Annotated in this window: 16 protein-coding genes and 1 pseudogene; 4 read left to right on the plus strand and 13 right to left on the minus strand. The window is 43.5% G+C overall.

What is annotated here, in order from left to right; translation table 11 throughout:
• Positions 1 to 8: 8 nt before the first annotated feature.
• The 7 genes from ACHZBG_RS01165 to ACHZBG_RS01195 form a co-directional block, all read right to left on the minus strand.
• Positions 9 to 866 carry a carbohydrate ABC transporter permease gene (locus ACHZBG_RS01165; protein ID WP_320127604.1) on the minus strand — a complete coding sequence of 286 codons (858 nt, stop codon included), beginning with the start codon at positions 864 to 866 and terminating at the stop codon, positions 9 to 11.
• Positions 863 to 1759 carry a sugar ABC transporter permease gene (locus ACHZBG_RS01170; protein ID WP_320127605.1) on the minus strand — a complete coding sequence of 299 codons (897 nt, stop codon included), beginning with the start codon at positions 1757 to 1759 and terminating at the stop codon, positions 863 to 865. The genes ACHZBG_RS01165 and ACHZBG_RS01170 overlap by 4 nt, the downstream gene beginning before the upstream one ends.
• 66 nt (positions 1760 to 1825) lie before the next feature.
• A complete protein-coding gene (locus ACHZBG_RS01175; RefSeq protein WP_320127606.1) occupies positions 1826 to 3124 on the minus strand; it encodes a sugar ABC transporter substrate-binding protein in 1299 nt (432 codons plus the stop codon).
• Between the two features lie 497 nt (positions 3125 to 3621).
• Positions 3622 to 4587 carry a HipA domain-containing protein gene (locus ACHZBG_RS01180; protein WP_320127607.1) on the minus strand — a complete coding sequence of 322 codons (966 nt, stop codon included), beginning with the start codon at positions 4585 to 4587 and terminating at the stop codon, positions 3622 to 3624.
• On the minus strand, positions 4587 to 4913 hold the full coding sequence (locus ACHZBG_RS01185; RefSeq protein WP_320127608.1) for a HipA N-terminal domain-containing protein: 327 nt from the start codon (positions 4911 to 4913) through the stop codon (positions 4587 to 4589). The genes ACHZBG_RS01180 and ACHZBG_RS01185 overlap by 1 nt, the downstream gene beginning before the upstream one ends.
• A complete protein-coding gene (locus ACHZBG_RS01190) occupies positions 4910 to 5140 on the minus strand; it encodes a helix-turn-helix transcriptional regulator (protein WP_320127609.1) in 231 nt (76 codons plus the stop codon). The genes ACHZBG_RS01185 and ACHZBG_RS01190 overlap by 4 nt, the downstream gene beginning before the upstream one ends.
• Positions 5141 to 5374: 234 nt before the next feature.
• On the minus strand, positions 5375 to 6274 hold the full coding sequence (locus tag ACHZBG_RS01195; RefSeq protein WP_320127610.1) for an AraC family transcriptional regulator: 900 nt from the start codon (positions 6272 to 6274) through the stop codon (positions 5375 to 5377).
• A gap of 145 nt (positions 6275 to 6419) precedes the next feature.
• On the opposite strand from ACHZBG_RS01195, the gene ACHZBG_RS01200 reads away from it, so the two are divergent.
• The 4 genes and pseudogenes from ACHZBG_RS01200 (at position 6420) to ACHZBG_RS01215 (ending at position 10925) form a co-directional block, all read left to right on the plus strand.
• Positions 6420 to 7664: an MFS transporter gene (locus ACHZBG_RS01200; RefSeq protein WP_320127611.1), complete on the plus strand. Its 1245-nt coding sequence runs from the start codon at positions 6420 to 6422 to the stop codon at positions 7662 to 7664.
• An 18-nt stretch (positions 7665 to 7682) separates the two neighbouring features.
• Positions 7683 to 9614: an FAD-dependent oxidoreductase gene (locus ACHZBG_RS01205; RefSeq protein ID WP_320127612.1), complete on the plus strand. Its 1932-nt coding sequence runs from the start codon at positions 7683 to 7685 to the stop codon at positions 9612 to 9614.
• Between the two features lie 208 nt (positions 9615 to 9822).
• Positions 9823 to 10278, plus strand: a pseudogene (gene tnpA / locus ACHZBG_RS01210) (IS200/IS605 family transposase).
• Positions 10279 to 10586: 308 nt separating this feature from the next.
• Positions 10587 to 10925 (plus strand): transposase, encoded by a 339-nt coding sequence (locus tag ACHZBG_RS01215; protein ID WP_320127613.1) that lies wholly within the window; start codon positions 10587 to 10589, stop codon positions 10923 to 10925.
• Positions 10926 to 11037: 112 nt separating this feature from the next.
• On the opposite strand, the gene ACHZBG_RS01220 is transcribed toward ACHZBG_RS01215, so the two are convergent.
• The 6 genes from ACHZBG_RS01220 to ACHZBG_RS01245 form a co-directional block, all read right to left on the minus strand.
• On the minus strand, positions 11038 to 12303 hold the full coding sequence (locus ACHZBG_RS01220; RefSeq protein WP_394699292.1) for an MFS transporter: 1266 nt from the start codon (positions 12301 to 12303) through the stop codon (positions 11038 to 11040).
• A gap of 124 nt (positions 12304 to 12427) precedes the next feature.
• A complete protein-coding gene (locus ACHZBG_RS01225) occupies positions 12428 to 13057 on the minus strand; it encodes a hypothetical protein (protein ID WP_320127615.1) in 630 nt (209 codons plus the stop codon).
• Between the two features lie 25 nt (positions 13058 to 13082).
• On the minus strand, positions 13083 to 13634 hold the full coding sequence (locus ACHZBG_RS01230; protein ID WP_320127616.1) for an HNH endonuclease: 552 nt from the start codon (positions 13632 to 13634) through the stop codon (positions 13083 to 13085).
• Between the two features lie 135 nt (positions 13635 to 13769).
• Positions 13770 to 15539, minus strand: coding sequence for an oleate hydratase (locus ACHZBG_RS01235; protein ID WP_320127617.1), 1770 nt, complete (start codon positions 15537 to 15539; stop codon positions 13770 to 13772).
• Between the two features lie 140 nt (positions 15540 to 15679).
• On the minus strand, positions 15680 to 16243 hold the full coding sequence (locus ACHZBG_RS01240) for a TetR/AcrR family transcriptional regulator (RefSeq protein WP_320127618.1): 564 nt from the start codon (positions 16241 to 16243) through the stop codon (positions 15680 to 15682).
• 223 nt (positions 16244 to 16466) lie between these two features.
• Positions 16467 to 17471 (minus strand): LacI family DNA-binding transcriptional regulator, encoded by a 1005-nt coding sequence (locus ACHZBG_RS01245; protein WP_320127619.1) that lies wholly within the window; start codon positions 17469 to 17471, stop codon positions 16467 to 16469.
• Positions 17472 to 17480 lie beyond the last annotated feature (9 nt).

Consider the following 17480-nt stretch of genomic DNA (forward strand, 5'->3'; position numbering starts at 1 on the left):
GGATAGAATCAACCTTTGACACTACCAGAGGTAAGACCCGCAATAAAATAACGCTGGAAAAATATAAATACAATGATGATGGGAAGGGTCGCAGCCAAAGATCCCATTATCAGAAGTTCATAGTTGTTGCCGTAGGGCGTCAACAGGGTATTAAGTCCTATTGGCAAGGTAAAATGGTTGCCACTTCTCAGCACTATCAGAGGCCAGAGAAAATTATTCCAGCTCTGCATAGACATAAAAATAGCCATGGCGCCGAAGGCAGGGGGCATGACAGGAACGATAATACGAAAGAATATACCATATTCGGTCAGACCGTCCACTCTCCCTGCATCAATGAGATCACGCGGAATTCCATCAATGAACTGACGGAAGAAGAAAATTGCAAAAGGCGAGACAATCATCGGAAGAAATACTCCTGCATACGTATCCATCAGATGCAAGGTAATCATTAGCTTATAGAGCGGTAGGATAAGTATTTGTATAGGAACAAGCAAAAGAAAAATCACCAAGGTCATTATTGCCTTCCTTCCCTTGAAACGGTAGACAGAAAGTCCATAGGCAACGAAAGAACTGAAAAAAAGCGCCAACAAGGTCTGAACTGCCAAGATAAGCAGGCTGTTGCCAAACCAAGTAAAATATATCCCATCGTGATTGGTAAAGAGAAACTTGACATTGCCGAGCTGCAATCCTTTGGGAATCAAGGTCCCCAGGGTAATCCCATAGCGGAGCAAATCCTTTCCTGGTCGGAATGCCGCCAAGACAAGGGAATAGAGAGGAACCATATAAAGAAAACACAGCAAGGAAAGCAAAAAATACTTTATGAATTTATGAGCAAAGCTTGTTCGTCCGTAGAATGTACTCATCATTTTCCCTCACTTGAGAAAAAACCGAATATCTTCAAGAATGAAATACTTAGGGAAAATACGATGAACAGCAAAACGATACCAATGGCCGAGGCCATTCCCAAGTCTCCCTCCTGAAATCCTTTGTTATAAAGATGACCGACCATGGTCAACCCTACATTATTTGGGGAAGGCTTGCCAGCCCAGAGAATGAAACTCTCTTCGAACATTGCAAATCCACCGAAAATGCTGATTGTCGTGACAAAAATAGTGGTGTTCTTGAGCAAGGGTATGGTAATGAATCGTAATCGCTGCCAAGAACTGGCTCCATCAATATCGGCAGCCTCATACAGCTCATCAGGGATTGCCTGCAAACCAGACAGAAAATAGATAATATTTACACCTACCCAACGCCATAAAGCCAGAATAAGCAGGAGGACCATCGCCTGTGCAGGTCCACCAAGCAACCACTGTCTCGCCTCCCCTCCAAAGAATATGATTGCGGCATTCACGATACCCTTGGGACTGGAGACCAGAAGCAATCGCATGATAGTGCCTGCCACAACAATGGAAACAAGACTGGGAATATAGAGAATCGAGCGGTATAACGCATTGATCCTTCTATTTCCGGTATTGAGTAAAACGGCCAGGAAAAGAGGAATAGGTATTAAAAGAGCAATGGTATAGACAGTATAACGAAGGCTATTCCATAAAGCTATCTTGAATTCTGGGTTGTCCAGTTTGTGATAATTCGTCAATCCGATGAATGATACCTGACCTGGATATATCTGTTGGAAACTCATGACGAAGGTACTGATAATCGGATAGAGATAAAATATCAGAAAGGAAGCAATGAAAGGAAATATAAATACGTACGGGGCAACCTGCATGGAATTGAGAGAACCTTTTCGCCTCATTCTTATCTCCTCCTGACGGACTAAAGATGCCGACGATGAACATCGCCGGCATTGCATGCATACTGATTATCGACTAAGATCGGCAGCTTCCTTCAAAGCCTGTGCCGGAGTCTTCGTCTGCTGTTGCAGGGCCTGAATCATAACTGAGGACTTTACCCGGTCAAGGACACCTGGAAGTTTTTCTTTGATATTAACAGAATGAATCTCGTCCTTGATATCCAGCAACATACCGAAAATATCATCATTGATGAAAAATTCTGTAAATTTGTTGGGCTCGTTCATTGCAGGATCATCCCAAACGTCCCAACGGGGAGGATCAAACCCAAGATCTTTCCACAACAAAATGTTTGCTTCCTTCGAGCCTTTGGCAAACATCAGGAAATCTTTGGCAAGTTGCAAATCCTTGGCTTGCATCGTTACGGAAGTCCCCGTACCACCCATACCTGCAGATCGGTCGCCATTAGCGGTAAATCTTGGCATCGGAAGTATCAACATCTTGCCTTTGAGGTCAGTCATATAGTCTGTGAAACGTCCCATATACCACATGGGCATCCAGACAGATGCGGCTCCTCCGTCGTTCATGAAACCATAGTATTCCTCTGAATGCTGAAAACCACCGGGAGTCGGAATCGCAACTCCGCTATTGATCATATCCTTGAGCATCTGAAGTGTCTTGATATTGATGGCATTATCCAAAATCACGTTGCCATCTTTATCCACAAAATCCGAACCCTGCATGGCAATGAGTGGCCAGAAAGACCATTGCTCAGTCACTTCAACAGTAGTCATCGGTTTTCCTGTCTTTGCCCTTACCTGCAAACCTGCCTTCATGTAATCATCCCAGGTCTTGATGGCATAGGGATCGACTCCGGCAGCATTGAGAATGTCCATATTGTAATACATGACTTCGGCACCGACATGAAATGGCATCCCATAATTCGTGCCATTTTTACTGTAGATGTCCAATCGGGCGGTAATGAATTTGTCTCGGACTGGATCGATAACGTCATTGAGTGGAGCAAGCTGAATATCCCCTTTCAAGAAGTTGGGGTATTTTCCGATTTCAATATCGACGATATCAGGGGCTCCTGTCCCTGCCTGAAGGGAAACAAGCAACTTGGTATGCATATCCTCATACGGTAGGACTTCCCCAACAAATTTGATCTGTCGATTTGGATTCTGTTCATTCCATTTTCCTGCCATCTTTTCAAAATACTGTAAGTGCAGGTCTTGGTATGTCCAATAATTGATTTCCGTGGGAGCCAGAACTGCAGCACCTGCAGGAGCCGGTTCGGAAGAACCTGTTGCAAATACCATACAGGTCATGCTGAGTACGAGTACCATGAACAGTAAGACTTTTTTCATGAAATTCTCCTTTTTTGAAACAATCTCTTTGTTTTCTCCTCTCTCAATTCTTTTGTTACAATATTATTGTTCCTTTCCGTACCCAGTATAAATCCAATATTCATATTGTCAATTATTTTCTTATATAATAATAGGTTTGATTTAATTTAATCCTTTCTTAAACCAGACATATCTACCAGGTTTTCTATCAATAATAGTTAATTATCTTGTAATTACTCTATTTAATTACAAGATTTATGTTTTAATACTTCAGATATAGATGTATGTAAAAAAGTATTTTCATCATGATTTTCATCAGAAAAACAAGGCTCCTTTGCATTTGAAATGGGAACAAGTCACATTTACCCTGTTGGCAGTAGTCCACAGAATTTTTCCTGTATTCTTGAAGATCCAACACAGGGACATGCGGGAAAATAGACTCCTGCTTTAAAAACAAACCATGAAAACACAAGATGAAGACTGACAAACAGAAGGACACTCAAATAAACTTTTTGTAACTACTCTCCAGTTTTTCCAAGAATTGCCAGCCTTTCAAAAAGAAGCTCTTTCATGCGCTCCTTCAGATTTTCGGAGGCAAAACTAGCTTCAATGATTTCCATCAAGTTTTCTTCAAGCCCCAGAAGACGACCTATGAGATTTTCGGCTACATTGCCATATAAATTGAAACTTTGGGCCAATTTCAGAAAATCACTACGGCCAAGACGAGCTTTCTTCCCGCCCAGTGTAAGTGCGGTTTCTTCCTTATCGGAGGGTATAATGAGCTGAACAGGCAATAAGTCATAGGCTGGGGAAAGCACATAATCCCTGGTATTCTCAGCTATGAGGGAAAAGTTCTTGAGGTGCATGTCAGAATTGCCCGTCATAAAACAAAACAATAACAGATTGAACAAGTTTGCAAGATCAAGATTCGGGTGGGACGACCACTTACCCACCAGTTTTGCACATTGTTCATAGGAACCTTTATATTTATCCTCTGTAAGACGACCCGAAAGTTGGCAGAAATCTTCCATCGGAAGACGGTGTACAATTCCCTCTACATTCCTCCTGTCGATACGCCGTGTAATATAGGCAAGATTTCCGTCACGAAGGCGGAACAGAGCATGGGGTACCGTTTGTATTCCAGCAGCATCTGCCATTCGCATGACCATGTCTTCGGCCTCGGGCAGTTCCCTGAAATCCGCGGAATTTGGCTTGAGAATAAAACCTGCAGGAAATCCTACCAGAGTCAATCGGGAAGGATTTCCCTTCTCTCCATCAAATAAATGCAAGGAAAGTTTTTTTTGGACTCCAGTAATCGTCATACCCAAACCTACGGATTCTTTTGCAAACTCCTCGACAATAGCTTCCGACAAATCCAACTCAGGGAGACTTTTTGTGCCGAAAAACTTTTTGCAACAAAGACTATGCCATTGATCAGAATTTTTAGTTTCAAGGGACTTACCACAAAAAAGACATCGTTGCATCAAAATGCCTCCACAGAAACAGCACCGATGCTGTCCTTGCAAGTTGCAAGCAACAATCCCATCCTATCCCGGGAATTGAGTTTCCAGTTCCTCATTGCAACTTCCAAAAGCCACCCTTCAGGAATAAGTCCATCAAAGAAAGGAAAGAAAGCAGTGCTTATGAAAGCGTCCTTTTGCAACGGCAATGTCAAACTCACTGGCCGTGGCTCTTTTCCGGCAAGATAGGAAGCATCATAGAGGAAAGAATATCCTTCTTCCGTTTCCGCTATCACTCCTGCAAAGATGCCATCAAAGAATACGTTCCCCTGCCGATAGTCAAAAATCATATGGCCTCCCCGTCCCTTGGCATTTTCCCGGGGACTGCCATACTGCCGAACATCGACAAAGCCTGATTCACCTTGTCCATCCGCACTGTTTCCTTACCCTGCTCCAAATCACGGATAAACCTAAGACCAAGACCGGAACGCAAGGCGAAATCCTGTTGGGTCAAACCAGCTTTCTTCCGTTCTTCTTTTATATAATTCCCGATTGGGTTGAGTACTGCATCTTTCATAGTTATATACTATACCCTTTCGCGTATAATTTGTATATAAATTATATTATTTATACCCTATAGGGTGCAAATATGATATTTTTTTATAAATTATACCTGATATGGTATAATTTAATAAAAATATACACTATTCTGAAAAACAGAACATACAGCAATACCTTGTTTCACAAGAACAGGGAAATAACAGAATTCAAATCTTAGGGTTATATTTCAATTTACAATCGAGCCTATTCCCTATTTGTTTAATTTCCTGTATTTTCCAGGTGTCATTCCAAAAATCTTCTTGAAGCACCGATGAAAATAACTCTTTTCCGTGAATCCCGCTTCCATGGCAAGAACCTCTATGGAAAGATCGGTAGTAATGAGAAATCGCTTGGCCTGTTCAAGTTTCAGTTCAAGAAGCTTGTCTGTAAAAGTTACCCAAACCATATTCTTGAACATAGTGGAGAAATAGGCTGGGCTGTAGCCAAATTCGGAAGCAATTGATTCCAGGGACACTGTTCTGTAATGATCGGCCATATATTTAAGAAAGCGTCCAGCCTTGTATTCCGTCATCATGGATGATTCACTGATTACCAAATGCCATTGATGCGTTCTATGCAAGTTGGTAATGAACACCACAAAGGCTGCCAGCAGGTTTTTTTCATCCTTTTTACTAGTAAAGGAAGCTTCCCAGACCAATTGACGGCTACACCAGAAAACAGGATCAGAATCAGAATTATCAAAAAACAAGTATTCTGAAGTCCCTGCCCTAAGGCGAAAAAAGTCATAAAAGATTGGACAGTCAGGAAGTTGGGAATAGAACAAATCAGTGAAAATATTTTCTTTCATATCAAGAATATATGCAATTCCATTTGCTTTTCCTGATGATAGGGTTGTTTGCCCCGGCAGAATGGAAAAAGAACATTTTTCTTTCATGATCAAGATATTTCCAGGACAACAACTCAAAGAATTGGCTCCTATCGTAACCTTTGCATGGTGAAGGAAAATAACCAAAGTCACAAATGACGAGATACAAGGCTGTTTTTCGACTCCCGTAATCAGCTTCAGGGTATAATGCTCAGCCTTACCTTTCGTATCTGCAAGGTTTTTTTCGATTTCTGCGTCTATGTCAAAAGAGATTTCTGTGTTCATCTAATATAATACTACTATAGAATCGAAAAATAAGCCACTTTTCTCCATGCAATCCATAGCTTGAGATATATATTTTTATCGATAAAATTAAATCGAAACAAACGAGCACCGACTACCGGTACTCGAATCTTTATGGATGGTAAAAATGAATAAAAACACAGTTTTCCAGAAAAAATCGTTGCCTCTCTTAATCCTGGGAGTATTTATGATGTACTTCTACTCAGGGTTGCAGGCTGACCACCTCAACGTACTGACGCCCTATTATGCAAAGTTGGGTTGGCTTACCACAACCATTACCAATCCAGTTACCTGGGCAGGCTTCGTGGTAATTCCCGCAACCTTGCTCGTCGGCACGTTGCTGATAAAAATTGGTATCAAGAAAGTAGTCGTACCTTCCACGATTATTGTCGGAACATCAACCATTTGCCTTGCCCTCTCCGGGCAGAACCTCGTCATGTACAGCATTTCACTCTTCTGCATGCGCCTTTTTATCCTTCCGTTGCAGATGGGCGCCTTTATGCTTTGCACCAACTGGTTTATTCAATCTCGTGGTCGGGCCCTCGGAATCGTAGTCATGGGAAGTCCTTTGTGTACAGCTACCTTCATAGCCTTGCTTACCATCGGTGTAAATTTTTTGGGGTTGCAAAATACCTACACAATAACAGGGGTAATAATTTTGGTACTCGCTCTTCTTATCGCGCTGTTTATCAAGGCAACCCCCGAAGAAGTTGGCTTGTATCCTGACGGAGCCTCAACAGCTCCCCTGGCTGAGGAAGAAACAAAAACCTTGACCTTCAAAGAGGTATTCAGCCATCTCAATGCCTGGTTGTTGGTTTTCTCCTTCGGCCTTCTTCAATTCTGCATCTGCAGTATCATGCCTTTCTTTGTCGTCCGAATGAATATGTCAGGCACAAACCCTCCCTTATTCTTTGCTTTCCTCTCTGCTGCCGCAATCGGGGGAATTTTCTCCAGCAACCTGTTTGGTTTCCTGGATGACAAATTCGGAACCGTAAAAGCTTCCTATGTCTTGTGTTTTGCCTATATCCTCTCTGCAGTTGGACTGCTTTGCATGGGGAAGAATGACATTTTCATGCTTGTAGTTACCGCAATTGGCATTGCAGGTATCACAGGAGGAACAGGAACGCTCCATCCCTCGCTTACAACTTATGTATATGGCAGAAAAAATTACCAGGCCGCCAATCGTTGGATCATGACAGTGCAGTCAGTCATTATGGCATTCGGAATCTATTTCATGTCAACCATCATGGATACCACAGGAAGTCTGAACCTTGCCTACCAGATAATGCTTGGGCTTATTGTCATCGCAATCATCTGCCTTGTGATCATCGGCAGGAAACCCGACCTCGACCGCAGTCAGCAAAATAAATAATTCTTTGAGGAGTATCGTATGAATCAGAAATATCCACATCTTCTGGAACCACTGAAAGTCGGACGAACAGTGTTCCGTAACCGTATTTTCTCTTCCCCCATTGGCGTCCATACCTTGAACGAACCAGTTCCGTATCCAACAGAGGCAGTAATAACCCATTATGCAAACAAGGCAAAAGGAGGAGCAGCTTGCGTAACCTGCGTGGGGGCAAGCCTCTTTCCCATTGCCCAAAGTGATGGAATCCATGCAGATTTCGACCTTTACCAGACCAATCATCGCTATGCCATAGCTCTATTGGCAAACCGTATCCATTTCTATGGGGCAAAAGCTTCCATGGAACTTGGGGTTGCCGGAGTAGTGGGGCTTCCCTATGGAGTCAGTGATGGGGCACCTCTCATGACCGGGCAAAAAGGTCTGGAAATGCCAGAGGCGGAAATTGAACGTATCGTGGAAGGCTACGGAAATGCAGCCCAGATACTCCTTGAAACCGGCTTTGATATGGCACTCCTTCATTTCGGCCATGGTCTTTTGGTTGGCTCTTTCCTTTCTCCTCTTACAAACAAACGCACCGACAAATTCGGAGGTTCCTTTGAGAATCGGGCACGTTTTGCATGTATGATCATCGACAAGATCAGGGAAAAAGTAGGTAGGAAACTGCTTCTTGAAGTACGTATAAGTGGTAGTGAATTTGCTCCAGGGGGAATAACCATAGAAGAAGGAATACAATTTGCAAAACTCATTGAAAGCCGTATAGATCTCATTCATGTATCGGCGGGAATGATTGGTCCCGAATATATGACAGTTACCCATCCCTGTGATTTTCTTCCCCCTATGCCAAATGTATTCTTGGCCGAAGCCATCAAGAAGTCAGGAATATCCATCCCTGTCGTTACTGTAGGAGGCATTCAGGACCTTGAGGGTGCCGAGAAAATACTTGCCGACGGAAAAGCGGATGTCGTTGCCATTGCCAGGGGAATGATTGCCGATCCAAAACTCGTCGAGAAGGCCTACACAGGGAATAACGAAGATGTTCGGCCTTGCGTCAAGTGCATGAAATGCCACGATAGCGCCTGCTATGGTTTGCGCTTCTCCTGTACGGTCAATCCTGAAATAGGTCTCGAGCATCTTTTGGGAAGGCTGGGACAACCAGTGGAAAGCAAGAAAAAAGTTTGTATCATCGGTGGTGGCCCTGCAGGTATGGAAGCTGCCCTTATAGCTTCCAAACGAGGCCATGAAGTATTGCTCTTCGAGAAAAGTGATTCACTCGGTGGAACTTTGAAATTCGCCGAAAAAGTCAATTTTAAGTATGACCTTGCGCATTTCAAGAATTATCTGGTTCATCAGGTAGAAAAATCAAAAATTACCGTTCATCTCAATACAGAAGCTACCCCAGCCCTCCTGGAAAAAGAGAATGCGGATATTTTGCTGGCAGCAATCGGTGCAGAACCAATACAGCCGAGACTTCCTGGCATGAAAGGAAAGAATGTCCATATGGCATTGCCTATCTATGGACATGAAGCTGAATTAGGAAATTCCATTGTGGTCATCGGTGGCGGTCAAGTCGGTTGTGAGACAGCCTTGCATCTCGCTATGTTGGGCAAACAGGTAACCGTCATTGAAATGCAGAACTCCCTTGCCCCTGATGCCTCGATGACTCATCGAACGGAACTCTTGCTCAAGATGGATAGGACGGAAGGCTTGCAATATCTTACCTCTTGTCACTGTACCAGTCTCGATGAAGAAGGGGTTAACTACCTTGATGGCGAAGGAAAAAATCTGAAGGCAAAAGGAACTGATATCATTGTCTCTGTCGGTATGCGATCGCATGATACAGAGGCTGCACAATTTTCACATGTGGCTAAACGATATATATCAATCGGGGATTGTGCAAAAGTAGGGACTGTGGAAACGGCCATGTACAGCGCCTACAGTGCAGCAATCCTGTTCTAGATTCTTTTGGATTTATGTACGACAAAACCCGGCTTCTGAAGCCGGGTTTTTATTCTATGTCTTTAGACAGTTGAGCACGCGATGCGTGCGAAACAATAAACCACCCGCTATGCGGGTGCGGAAACGATTTGTTACACAAAAACACTCACCTTTATGGTAGGATTTTGGAGTTCAGCCCAAAAATCATACAGGAAAAGGTGAGTGAAAGATGGCGAGTAAAGAAAATTCGTTGGCCCACACGAAGTGGTTGTGCAAATACCATATCGTGTTCACGCCAAAGTATAGGAGAAAGATAATTTACAATCAATACAGGCAGAGTGTGGGCCAGATCCTGCGCTCGCTGTGCGGATACAAGGGTGTCGAATTGATAGAGGGACACCTGATGAGCGATCATGTGCACATGCTGGTGAGTATACCGCCGAAGATGAGCGTGTCGAGCTTCATGGGGTATCTGAAGGGCAAGAGTGCATTGATGTTGTTCGACAAGCATGCAAACCTGAAATACAAGTTTGGCAACAGGCATTTTTAGGCGGAAGGATACTACGTAAGCACGGTGGGCCTGAACGAGGCAACCATTGCAAAGTACATACGCGAACAGGAACAGCATGACATCATGCTGGACAAGTTAAGCGTGAAGGAATACGAGGACCCCTTTAAGGGGTAGCAGGTAATACGGTTTCCCCCTTGGGGGCAGCCAAAGAGGCAAAGGCATTTGGGCTGAACGATATGAGTGAAGCCAGCGTCTTTAGGCGCTGGTCGGTGAACCACGGCTTATAGCCGTAGAGCAAACCACCCTTTGGAAGGGTGGTGCTGATTATCCTCGAATCGTAGCGAAGCAACGATTCGATAAAAAACCACAGGTTATACCTGTGGATAGAAAGACTTGGGGCTTTGCCTAAGCGGAAGAAAGCCTCCTGTGGTACAGTGTTTGTGGTGCCAACCGCAAACACAAAAACACAAGGAGGCCCATCCATGGATGAGAGTAGCCTATCACATACGAGGTGGAATTGCACGTATCACCTCGTATTCACGCCAAAGTTCAGGCGCAAGGACATAGTGCAGTACCTGAAAGGGAAAAGCACGCTGATGATATTCGAGCACCACGCGAACCTGAAATACAAGTACGGGAAGCGGGAGTTCTGGTCGCGCGGGTATTATGTGAGCACGGTGGGCCTGAACAAGGCCACCATCAAGAAATATATCCGCGAAAGAGAGGACGCTGACCAGATAATCGACAGGGTGAGCGTACGAGAGGCGGAAAACCCCTTCAGAGAACAACTGCGGTTGGCGGATCTCAAACAATGCCTTTAGGCGTAGCTAGTAAGGGCCCCTTATAGGGGCTGTTTAAAACCACCGGTTTTACCGGTGGATAATTATATATTTGGGTTGAATGCCTCAGAACCTCCGATTGCATACTATAAAATTATGATAGAGGAGAACGATCGTAATCGGGCTTTCTCCCGATGATTATCAGACAGATCATTGCAATCAAAACAAGCCCAATCATAATCTTATAAGCAAATACAAGGCTTCCCGTTGCATCGAGAATTGAGGCCATGAAGAAAATGGCAAAAGCCATGATACCTGCTTGAATGGTCATAATCCAACGATTCGCCGCCTGATATCGAGCACGTCCGTAAACATAGGAAGTAATCGAAGGATGCAAGGTAGGAGTACCCCCTGTAACTCCTGCAATACCGATAGCTGTGGCAATCAACAAAAGCTTATTATTTGGACCCATAAGCAACAGTCCCGTCAAACTAAGGAAGAAAGTACAGCAGAGTACCAAGGAGGCAATGATAGTGCCGAATGTATCATCCAGAAAACCAAAGAGAATGCTAACGGGAATACCGAGGATCGCGGCTATCGACAACCAAAAGAAATAGAGAGAAGGAGCAGTACCAGTCATATTCAAACGCACGACATAAAATGACATGATTCCTGAGATGCAGAACTGCAAGAACCCATAGGAGACGATCAAAAACCATGCTTCCTTGTGTCCCAAGACTTCTTTGCAAGACATTTTGGAATTGACTGCAACCGCACAGGTAATCTGGCAATCCAAGGCGCCATCAGGATTCAAGCCCAGTTCTTCTGGTGAAGATTTCACGAAAAGACCAATACCCAAGGCAAGAAGAAGTACCGAACTACCGACCAAACAATAGGTCTTGCCAAAACCCAAACTGCTGACTCCTTTAGTCAAAAAAAATATGAAGGAAGCTGTACAGAGGGGACTTCCAAGGGTAACAAGCCCCAAGGCTCTCCCCCGGGCTTTTATGAACCAGTTCGTGCAAAGCATGAAACCACCCATTTGGAGGGGCAAGATAAAAAGTCTTACACTAAAAAGTGAAACGTCATAGGCAAGCTGATTCTCCCCTGAAAAAGCAAGGGCCATTACCGAAATACCGACGATAAACGTCGAAGGAACCACTACTTTTATCACTCCATACCGTAAAAATAGGGTCCCCACCAACAAAGTTGCGGGAATGACCACAAAGCAAGCAAAAGTCACTGGGTTGGTGATGGCAGTGGCACTCCACCCAAGTTTCGTGTAATAAGGAGTCAATACATTCAAATGATCTGTTTGGAGACCTGAGAAAAAGTACATCATCAATATCCCAAAAAACAATACAGGAAATGATTTCTTTCGAAATGCAGGATTTTTATCCATAACCGGCCTTTTTATCATATTAACTATGAGTCTTATTTTATCGATAAAAAATTACCCAACAAGCTTTATCAGACATGCTGAAAAGTTGTTTATTTTTCGATATGCCACTTAGATGGATTAGTTGCACGAGAAAAAAAGAGAGTCAAGCCCTACCTTCTTTGGTAAATCCAAGATCGAGCAAACGATAGAGATATCTTGAGGCCAGGGAGGCATACGGAGTCCAAGGTTCGCAACATTTCTTGATTGAGGAGACAGAAAGATCTTCTGTCCTATACAACCATCGATAGGCCTGCAGAAAAGCACCGTCCTCATAGGGCAAGACGTCTCTTCGATCCAATGCGAATATGAGATACATCTTTGCTGTCCAGGGACCGATACCCTTAAGGGCGGTCAGTTCATTCACTATCTCTTCATCACCAAGGATGGCAAAATCTTCCAAGAATTGGGGATGCTCTAGAAGATACGAAGCTAAATTCAATATATTCTGTGCTTTTCGATTCGAAAGACCAATAGCTCTCATCTGATTGATTTCAAGTTTTTTCACTGTTTCGATATCAAATTTTCCATCGCAAAGCAATACCAGACGGGCCCAGATTACATCAGCAACCTTGGCAGAGAGCATCTGGGAAACTATTATATTGCCCAGAAAAGGAAAGCCATCAGTCTCGTTCATATAAGAAAGAGACCCAACCAGAGCAATGCCCTTGGCAAGCAACGGATCCTTGGTGCATAAATATTGAATTTCCTCAGAGTCTTGGTTGAAGGTAGGCATGCAGTTCCCCTATTTTCAGTATCTGTTATATACCGCCAACACACGGAAAATCAAGGGAGAAAACATCCAGTTTTCCACCCCCGTCCCAGTCGAGGGTACCATTGCATTGATGACATAGATAAATCGTCTTCAGGTATTTCTTTTCGAGCAAGGGAGGAATGATATCGGAGAAAGGTTTTGCCTCAGGGTGCAATTCTTTCATGAAACGGTACAACCCCTTGGTTCCCTTTCTGACATTGCAGGCTTGGCAAGCCCAAATTTGATTATGGATTCCCTGGATATGATCGCAAGTCTGACAACGATCGTTGATACACAAGGACTTTGGCACGATATGCTCCCATTGCAAATGGTCAGAGGATCCGCAGTATGCGCAAACCCGATCTGATTCAATGAATTGTCTATCTTCCCGGAGAATATCCGACCATTTCTTTTCATCGTCGCGCAACGATCGAAAGGTTTTCTTTATAAAGCCATAGGCTTCCTTCTTGGAATCAGGGCCAAAAGCCGACCTGGCAATTATCTTGGCATACTGGTAGAAAATCAGTTCCTTGATTGTCTTGACTTCACGATCTGGCATATCTCCTCTCCTTTTTATAGCAGACCCAAGTATACGCCCTCTTTTTCAGTTTTTCGATTCTTTTTATACATTCAAGACAGAAACTGGCGGGTATCCTATACCAAAGATACCCGCCAGCTTGCACGATTGAACTACCTAAATAGTTCCATATCGCTTCAACAAATCCTCAATGACAGTTCCCTTGATCTTTTTCAAGCCCTTTTTCTTCACGATGTTCAAGGGGAACGGAAGCTTTATATCGCCCATTTTCTGCCCATCCATCATCTTGGTACTGGAAGAGAGCAAAACCCTGATATCATAGCAGGAATTGAAAACCTCAGGCACCCCGCGGTCGATATCCAAGAGGGTATACACCGCTTCCATGGCCGTCCTGACAGAGTATTCTGTGGTGAATACGGTATCCCTGAGCGTATCGGAAAATTGTCCGAGAAAGGCAAAGTTAGAACAGCATTCGGGAACAACCCTCGGTCTGTCTCCTTTGCTGCGAGGCATAAAGAAAGCAGTGATATATGGCAACATACACGGCACACACAGCGCTGATTTTGTCGCCAAATCATGAATCTCCGATTCAGGGATCCCCATGTGATAGAGCCATTCCTCAGTAATCTCAATACCGTTGCAATCCCTCATGGGTTTCTTGATATAATCTCCGGGGACATCCGTGAACAATCCATATACCCAAACTACCAGTTGATCCTTTGGTTGCTCCTTGAAATGTGGTTGCCGATTGACCGTATAACTCATCAACCAAGAAGAATCCTTTGCCGTGACAATTCCTCCTGTTACTACTTTTCCACTGAACGGGTCACGTTTGCATATTTTTTCGATATAGGGGGGAATCTTATCATCCAGGGTAGTTACCGTTGCAGACTCCCAATTGGTCTTCTCAATGTCCGAACAGAATTTTTCGGGATGCCCGAAGGAATCATCCTGCTTGGCAATGTTCTTCCAGAGTCTCCAACAGGCACCCTCTTCTGCATTCAGTTTCGCAGGATGGGTATTAGCGCCCAACGTGGAATTCTCGGTACAACTTCCATTGGTTACAAAAACCAGGTCGTCCTCCACCAAATCGATGGTTTCCTGAATACCGTCATGAAGGCAAGCTATCTGTTTGGCAAGCTTCTTCGTTCCCTGTTTTTCGAATAGCACATTGGTAACGGTCGTATTGTACTGGAACTGCACATGATTTGCTTCCAAATATTTGACCATGGGAAGAATCAAGGATTCGTATTGGTTGTATTTCGTGAATTTCAAGGCCGAAAAGTCGGGAAGGCCCCCAATATGGTGGATAAACCGCTGGATATACAATTTCATTTCCAACGCACTATGCCAGTCCTCGAAGGCAAACATAGTTCTCCAATACAACCAGAAATTGGAAGAAAAGAATTCGTCGGTAAACACATCGGAAATCTTCTTGTCGTTGAGGTCTTCATCCCTGGTCATGAATAATTTGATGATTTCCTGGGAAGCCTTTTCGCTTAAGCCGAATTTTCCATCGGTATGGGCATCCTGCCCCCTACCCTGAGTTGCCCGCATCAAGGAAAAGTTCGGATCTTTCTTGTTGAGCCAGTAAAATTCATCAAGGACCGAAACTCCTTCAGTTTCAAGGGAAGGAATCGAGTGGAACAAGTCCCAGAGACATTCGAAATGGTTCTCCATCTCCCTGCCACCGCGGATGACAAAGCCTTTCTGTTCATCCTTGATACCATCGCAAGCTCCACCAGGAAGTGGCAATTCTTCAAAAATATGAATTCTCTCACCTTTCATCTGTCCGTCACGAATCAAGAAACAAGCAGCTGAAAGTGAAGCCAATCCTGAACCTACCAAGTAGGCAGATTTTTTATCGACACCTTCCGGTTTCCTCGGACGGGCAAAAGCTTCATAGTTGCCATTACTGTAATACATATCTGACTCCTCATACTTTGTATATCTAAACAGTACAAAGAGTCTTGGACACCTACAACGTACAACTGCACCTCAATGGTGTAAATATTGTCATTTCCCTATATCTGGAGTATTTTTATACAAATTACATAAGCTGTATATCATGCATGATCAGTTCTGAATCGCTCCAGGGCAAGAAAGAGATCTCCTTGCAGCAACGTACTCAACCGTTCGATAATAACTTCCGGTTTTTCCATCATTCCCTGGTCAACCCAGGCAAGCATCAACCCTACGAAGGCAAATTTATAGAAATTGGCAATAAACTGCTTGTCATCCTCACGGACTCTCATATGCCCAGATTTTTCCTCAATGACAGCATACAAGAGAGCAAAAGTTTCATTATAGAGGTATTCCTGTAAGTTGTTGAAACTACTCGAATGATAGGTTCGTATGACAAATACCTTGTTTTCCAGAACGTAATTAAAGATTTGCAGGAAGCCCTGTTGCCAGGTATCGTAGGTCTTCTTGCCGCCGAGGGCTTTTGTAGCCTCATAGTGGTATATCCACTCAATCATGGCATTTATGTCCTGGAAATGATAATAGAAAGTCTGCCGGTTGACACCGCAGTCTTCGGTTATATCTACAATGGTCACTTTATCAAGAGACTTTTCCACAAGCAATTTTTTCAAGGATGCAGTCAACGCTTTCTTGGTAATTTCCGACACCTTCAACCTCCAGGTCTCCCAAGTGTACCCTACCCTGATAATTATTCCAACACTATTGGAATTTTCATCTTTAGCGTACAGTTTGGAAAAAAGCCAAGAATATGAATCAACAACAATCTTGATTGTAGGCCAGTTGACAAATAGATTTTCTTACATGCCCCAAAATAAATCAGTCGCATTCAAAACTCCTTGCATTGTAGGAATTTTATTGAAGAACCAGATTTTAGACAGTTCCCCTGACAATCAGGGAACAAGGAAATAAATGTCTCCCACTCATCTCCTCTCTTCGCGATTCATCCGAATTAAGATATTGAAAAGCATAGTCAATCATTTCAGCAGTAGGAAGTTGCATGGTGGTTAAATTATAACTTACCCAACTACTTTGTTCGATATTATCAGCCCCAATTATTGCAATATCCTGGGGAATAATAAAATTCCCAGCCTTTCTTATTCCATCCAGAAATCCCATTGCCATCAAGTCATTTGCTACAAAGACAGCCAATGGAAGGGTAAGTTCTTTTTTCAAGAGCTGGTTAGCTGCTTCAAACCCACTCAGATAAGAAAAATCACCGGAAATTACAACTGGAGAGGAAATCCCCCACTCCTTCAATCTTTCTACATATCCTTTCTTTCGATCTATACTGCTTGATTTTGCGATACTCCCAGAGACGTATACATATTGGGCAAAACGCTTTATACCAACCAAATAGTCGGCTACGGCCCGACCACAAGAGACATCATCACTGGCCACTGAGCAATAATGAGAAGAAGCACTTTGCCTATTTATCATCACCACTGGAATTGAAGTGGGGATTTCCCGTTCAGTAAGCTGTTGGGAAAGAGTAGCAGAGGCAACAATCAAACCATCAATCCGAAAACCACGTGCCTCTTGGAGAAGCTTTTGAATTCCCTCGTCTCCCCGAGGATTAAAAAGTAAAATCTTTTTACCATAGGTCGCCAGTTTTTCGGCAAGCCTATGAACAAATGATACATAGAAAGGGTTTTCAAAATCCTCAATAACAGCCCCTATGATATTTGTTTTGGAGGAAACAAGAGATTTTGCTATAACATTAGGTGAATATTCAAGCCTATTTGCCAATCCAAATATCTTCTTCCGTGTTTCAGGAGATACCTTATCGGGGTAATTGAAAGAACGTGACACGGTTGCCTGAGACACTCCTGCAAGGTGGGCAATTTCCCTAGAAGTCACATTCCTTTTTGAACTCATTCAAATATC

The sequence above is a fragment of the uncultured Sphaerochaeta sp. genome, from assembly GCF_963676625.2.
GTDB lineage: Bacteria > Spirochaetota > Spirochaetia > Sphaerochaetales > Sphaerochaetaceae > Sphaerochaeta.

What these genes read in the sequence shown, in the direction of transcription:
- ACHZBG_RS01165 (WP_320127604.1), bottom strand. Translation starts at nt 866, where the DNA reads ATGATGAGTACATTCTACGGACGAACAAGCTTTGCTCATAAATTCATA.
- ACHZBG_RS01170 (WP_320127605.1), bottom strand. Translation starts at nt 1,759, where the DNA reads ATGAGGCGAAAAGGTTCTCTCAATTCCATGCAGGTTGCCCCGTACGTA.
- ACHZBG_RS01175 (WP_320127606.1), bottom strand. Translation starts at nt 3,124, where the DNA reads ATGAAAAAAGTCTTACTGTTCATGGTACTCGTACTCAGCATGACCTGT.
- ACHZBG_RS01180 (WP_320127607.1), bottom strand. Translation starts at nt 4,587, where the DNA reads ATGCAACGATGTCTTTTTTGTGGTAAGTCCCTTGAAACTAAAAATTCT.
- ACHZBG_RS01185 (WP_320127608.1), bottom strand. Translation starts at nt 4,913, where the DNA reads ATGATTTTTGACTATCGGCAGGGGAACGTATTCTTTGATGGCATCTTT.
- ACHZBG_RS01190 (WP_320127609.1), bottom strand. Translation starts at nt 5,140, where the DNA reads ATGAAAGATGCAGTACTCAACCCAATCGGGAATTATATAAAAGAAGAA.
- ACHZBG_RS01195 (WP_320127610.1), bottom strand. Translation starts at nt 6,274, where the DNA reads ATGAACACAGAAATCTCTTTTGACATAGACGCAGAAATCGAAAAAAAC.
- ACHZBG_RS01200 (WP_320127611.1), top strand. Translation starts at nt 6,420, where the DNA reads ATGAATAAAAACACAGTTTTCCAGAAAAAATCGTTGCCTCTCTTAATC.
- ACHZBG_RS01205 (WP_320127612.1), top strand. Translation starts at nt 7,683, where the DNA reads ATGAATCAGAAATATCCACATCTTCTGGAACCACTGAAAGTCGGACGA.
- ACHZBG_RS01215 (WP_320127613.1), top strand. Translation starts at nt 10,587, where the DNA reads ATGGATGAGAGTAGCCTATCACATACGAGGTGGAATTGCACGTATCAC.
- ACHZBG_RS01220 (WP_394699292.1), bottom strand. Translation starts at nt 12,303, where the DNA reads ATGATAAAAAGGCCGGTTATGGATAAAAATCCTGCATTTCGAAAGAAA.
- ACHZBG_RS01225 (WP_320127615.1), bottom strand. Translation starts at nt 13,057, where the DNA reads ATGCCTACCTTCAACCAAGACTCTGAGGAAATTCAATATTTATGCACC.
- ACHZBG_RS01230 (WP_320127616.1), bottom strand. Translation starts at nt 13,634, where the DNA reads ATGCCAGATCGTGAAGTCAAGACAATCAAGGAACTGATTTTCTACCAG.
- ACHZBG_RS01235 (WP_320127617.1), bottom strand. Translation starts at nt 15,539, where the DNA reads ATGTATTACAGTAATGGCAACTATGAAGCTTTTGCCCGTCCGAGGAAA.
- ACHZBG_RS01245 (WP_320127619.1), bottom strand. Translation starts at nt 17,471, where the DNA reads ATGAGTTCAAAAAGGAATGTGACTTCTAGGGAAATTGCCCACCTTGCA.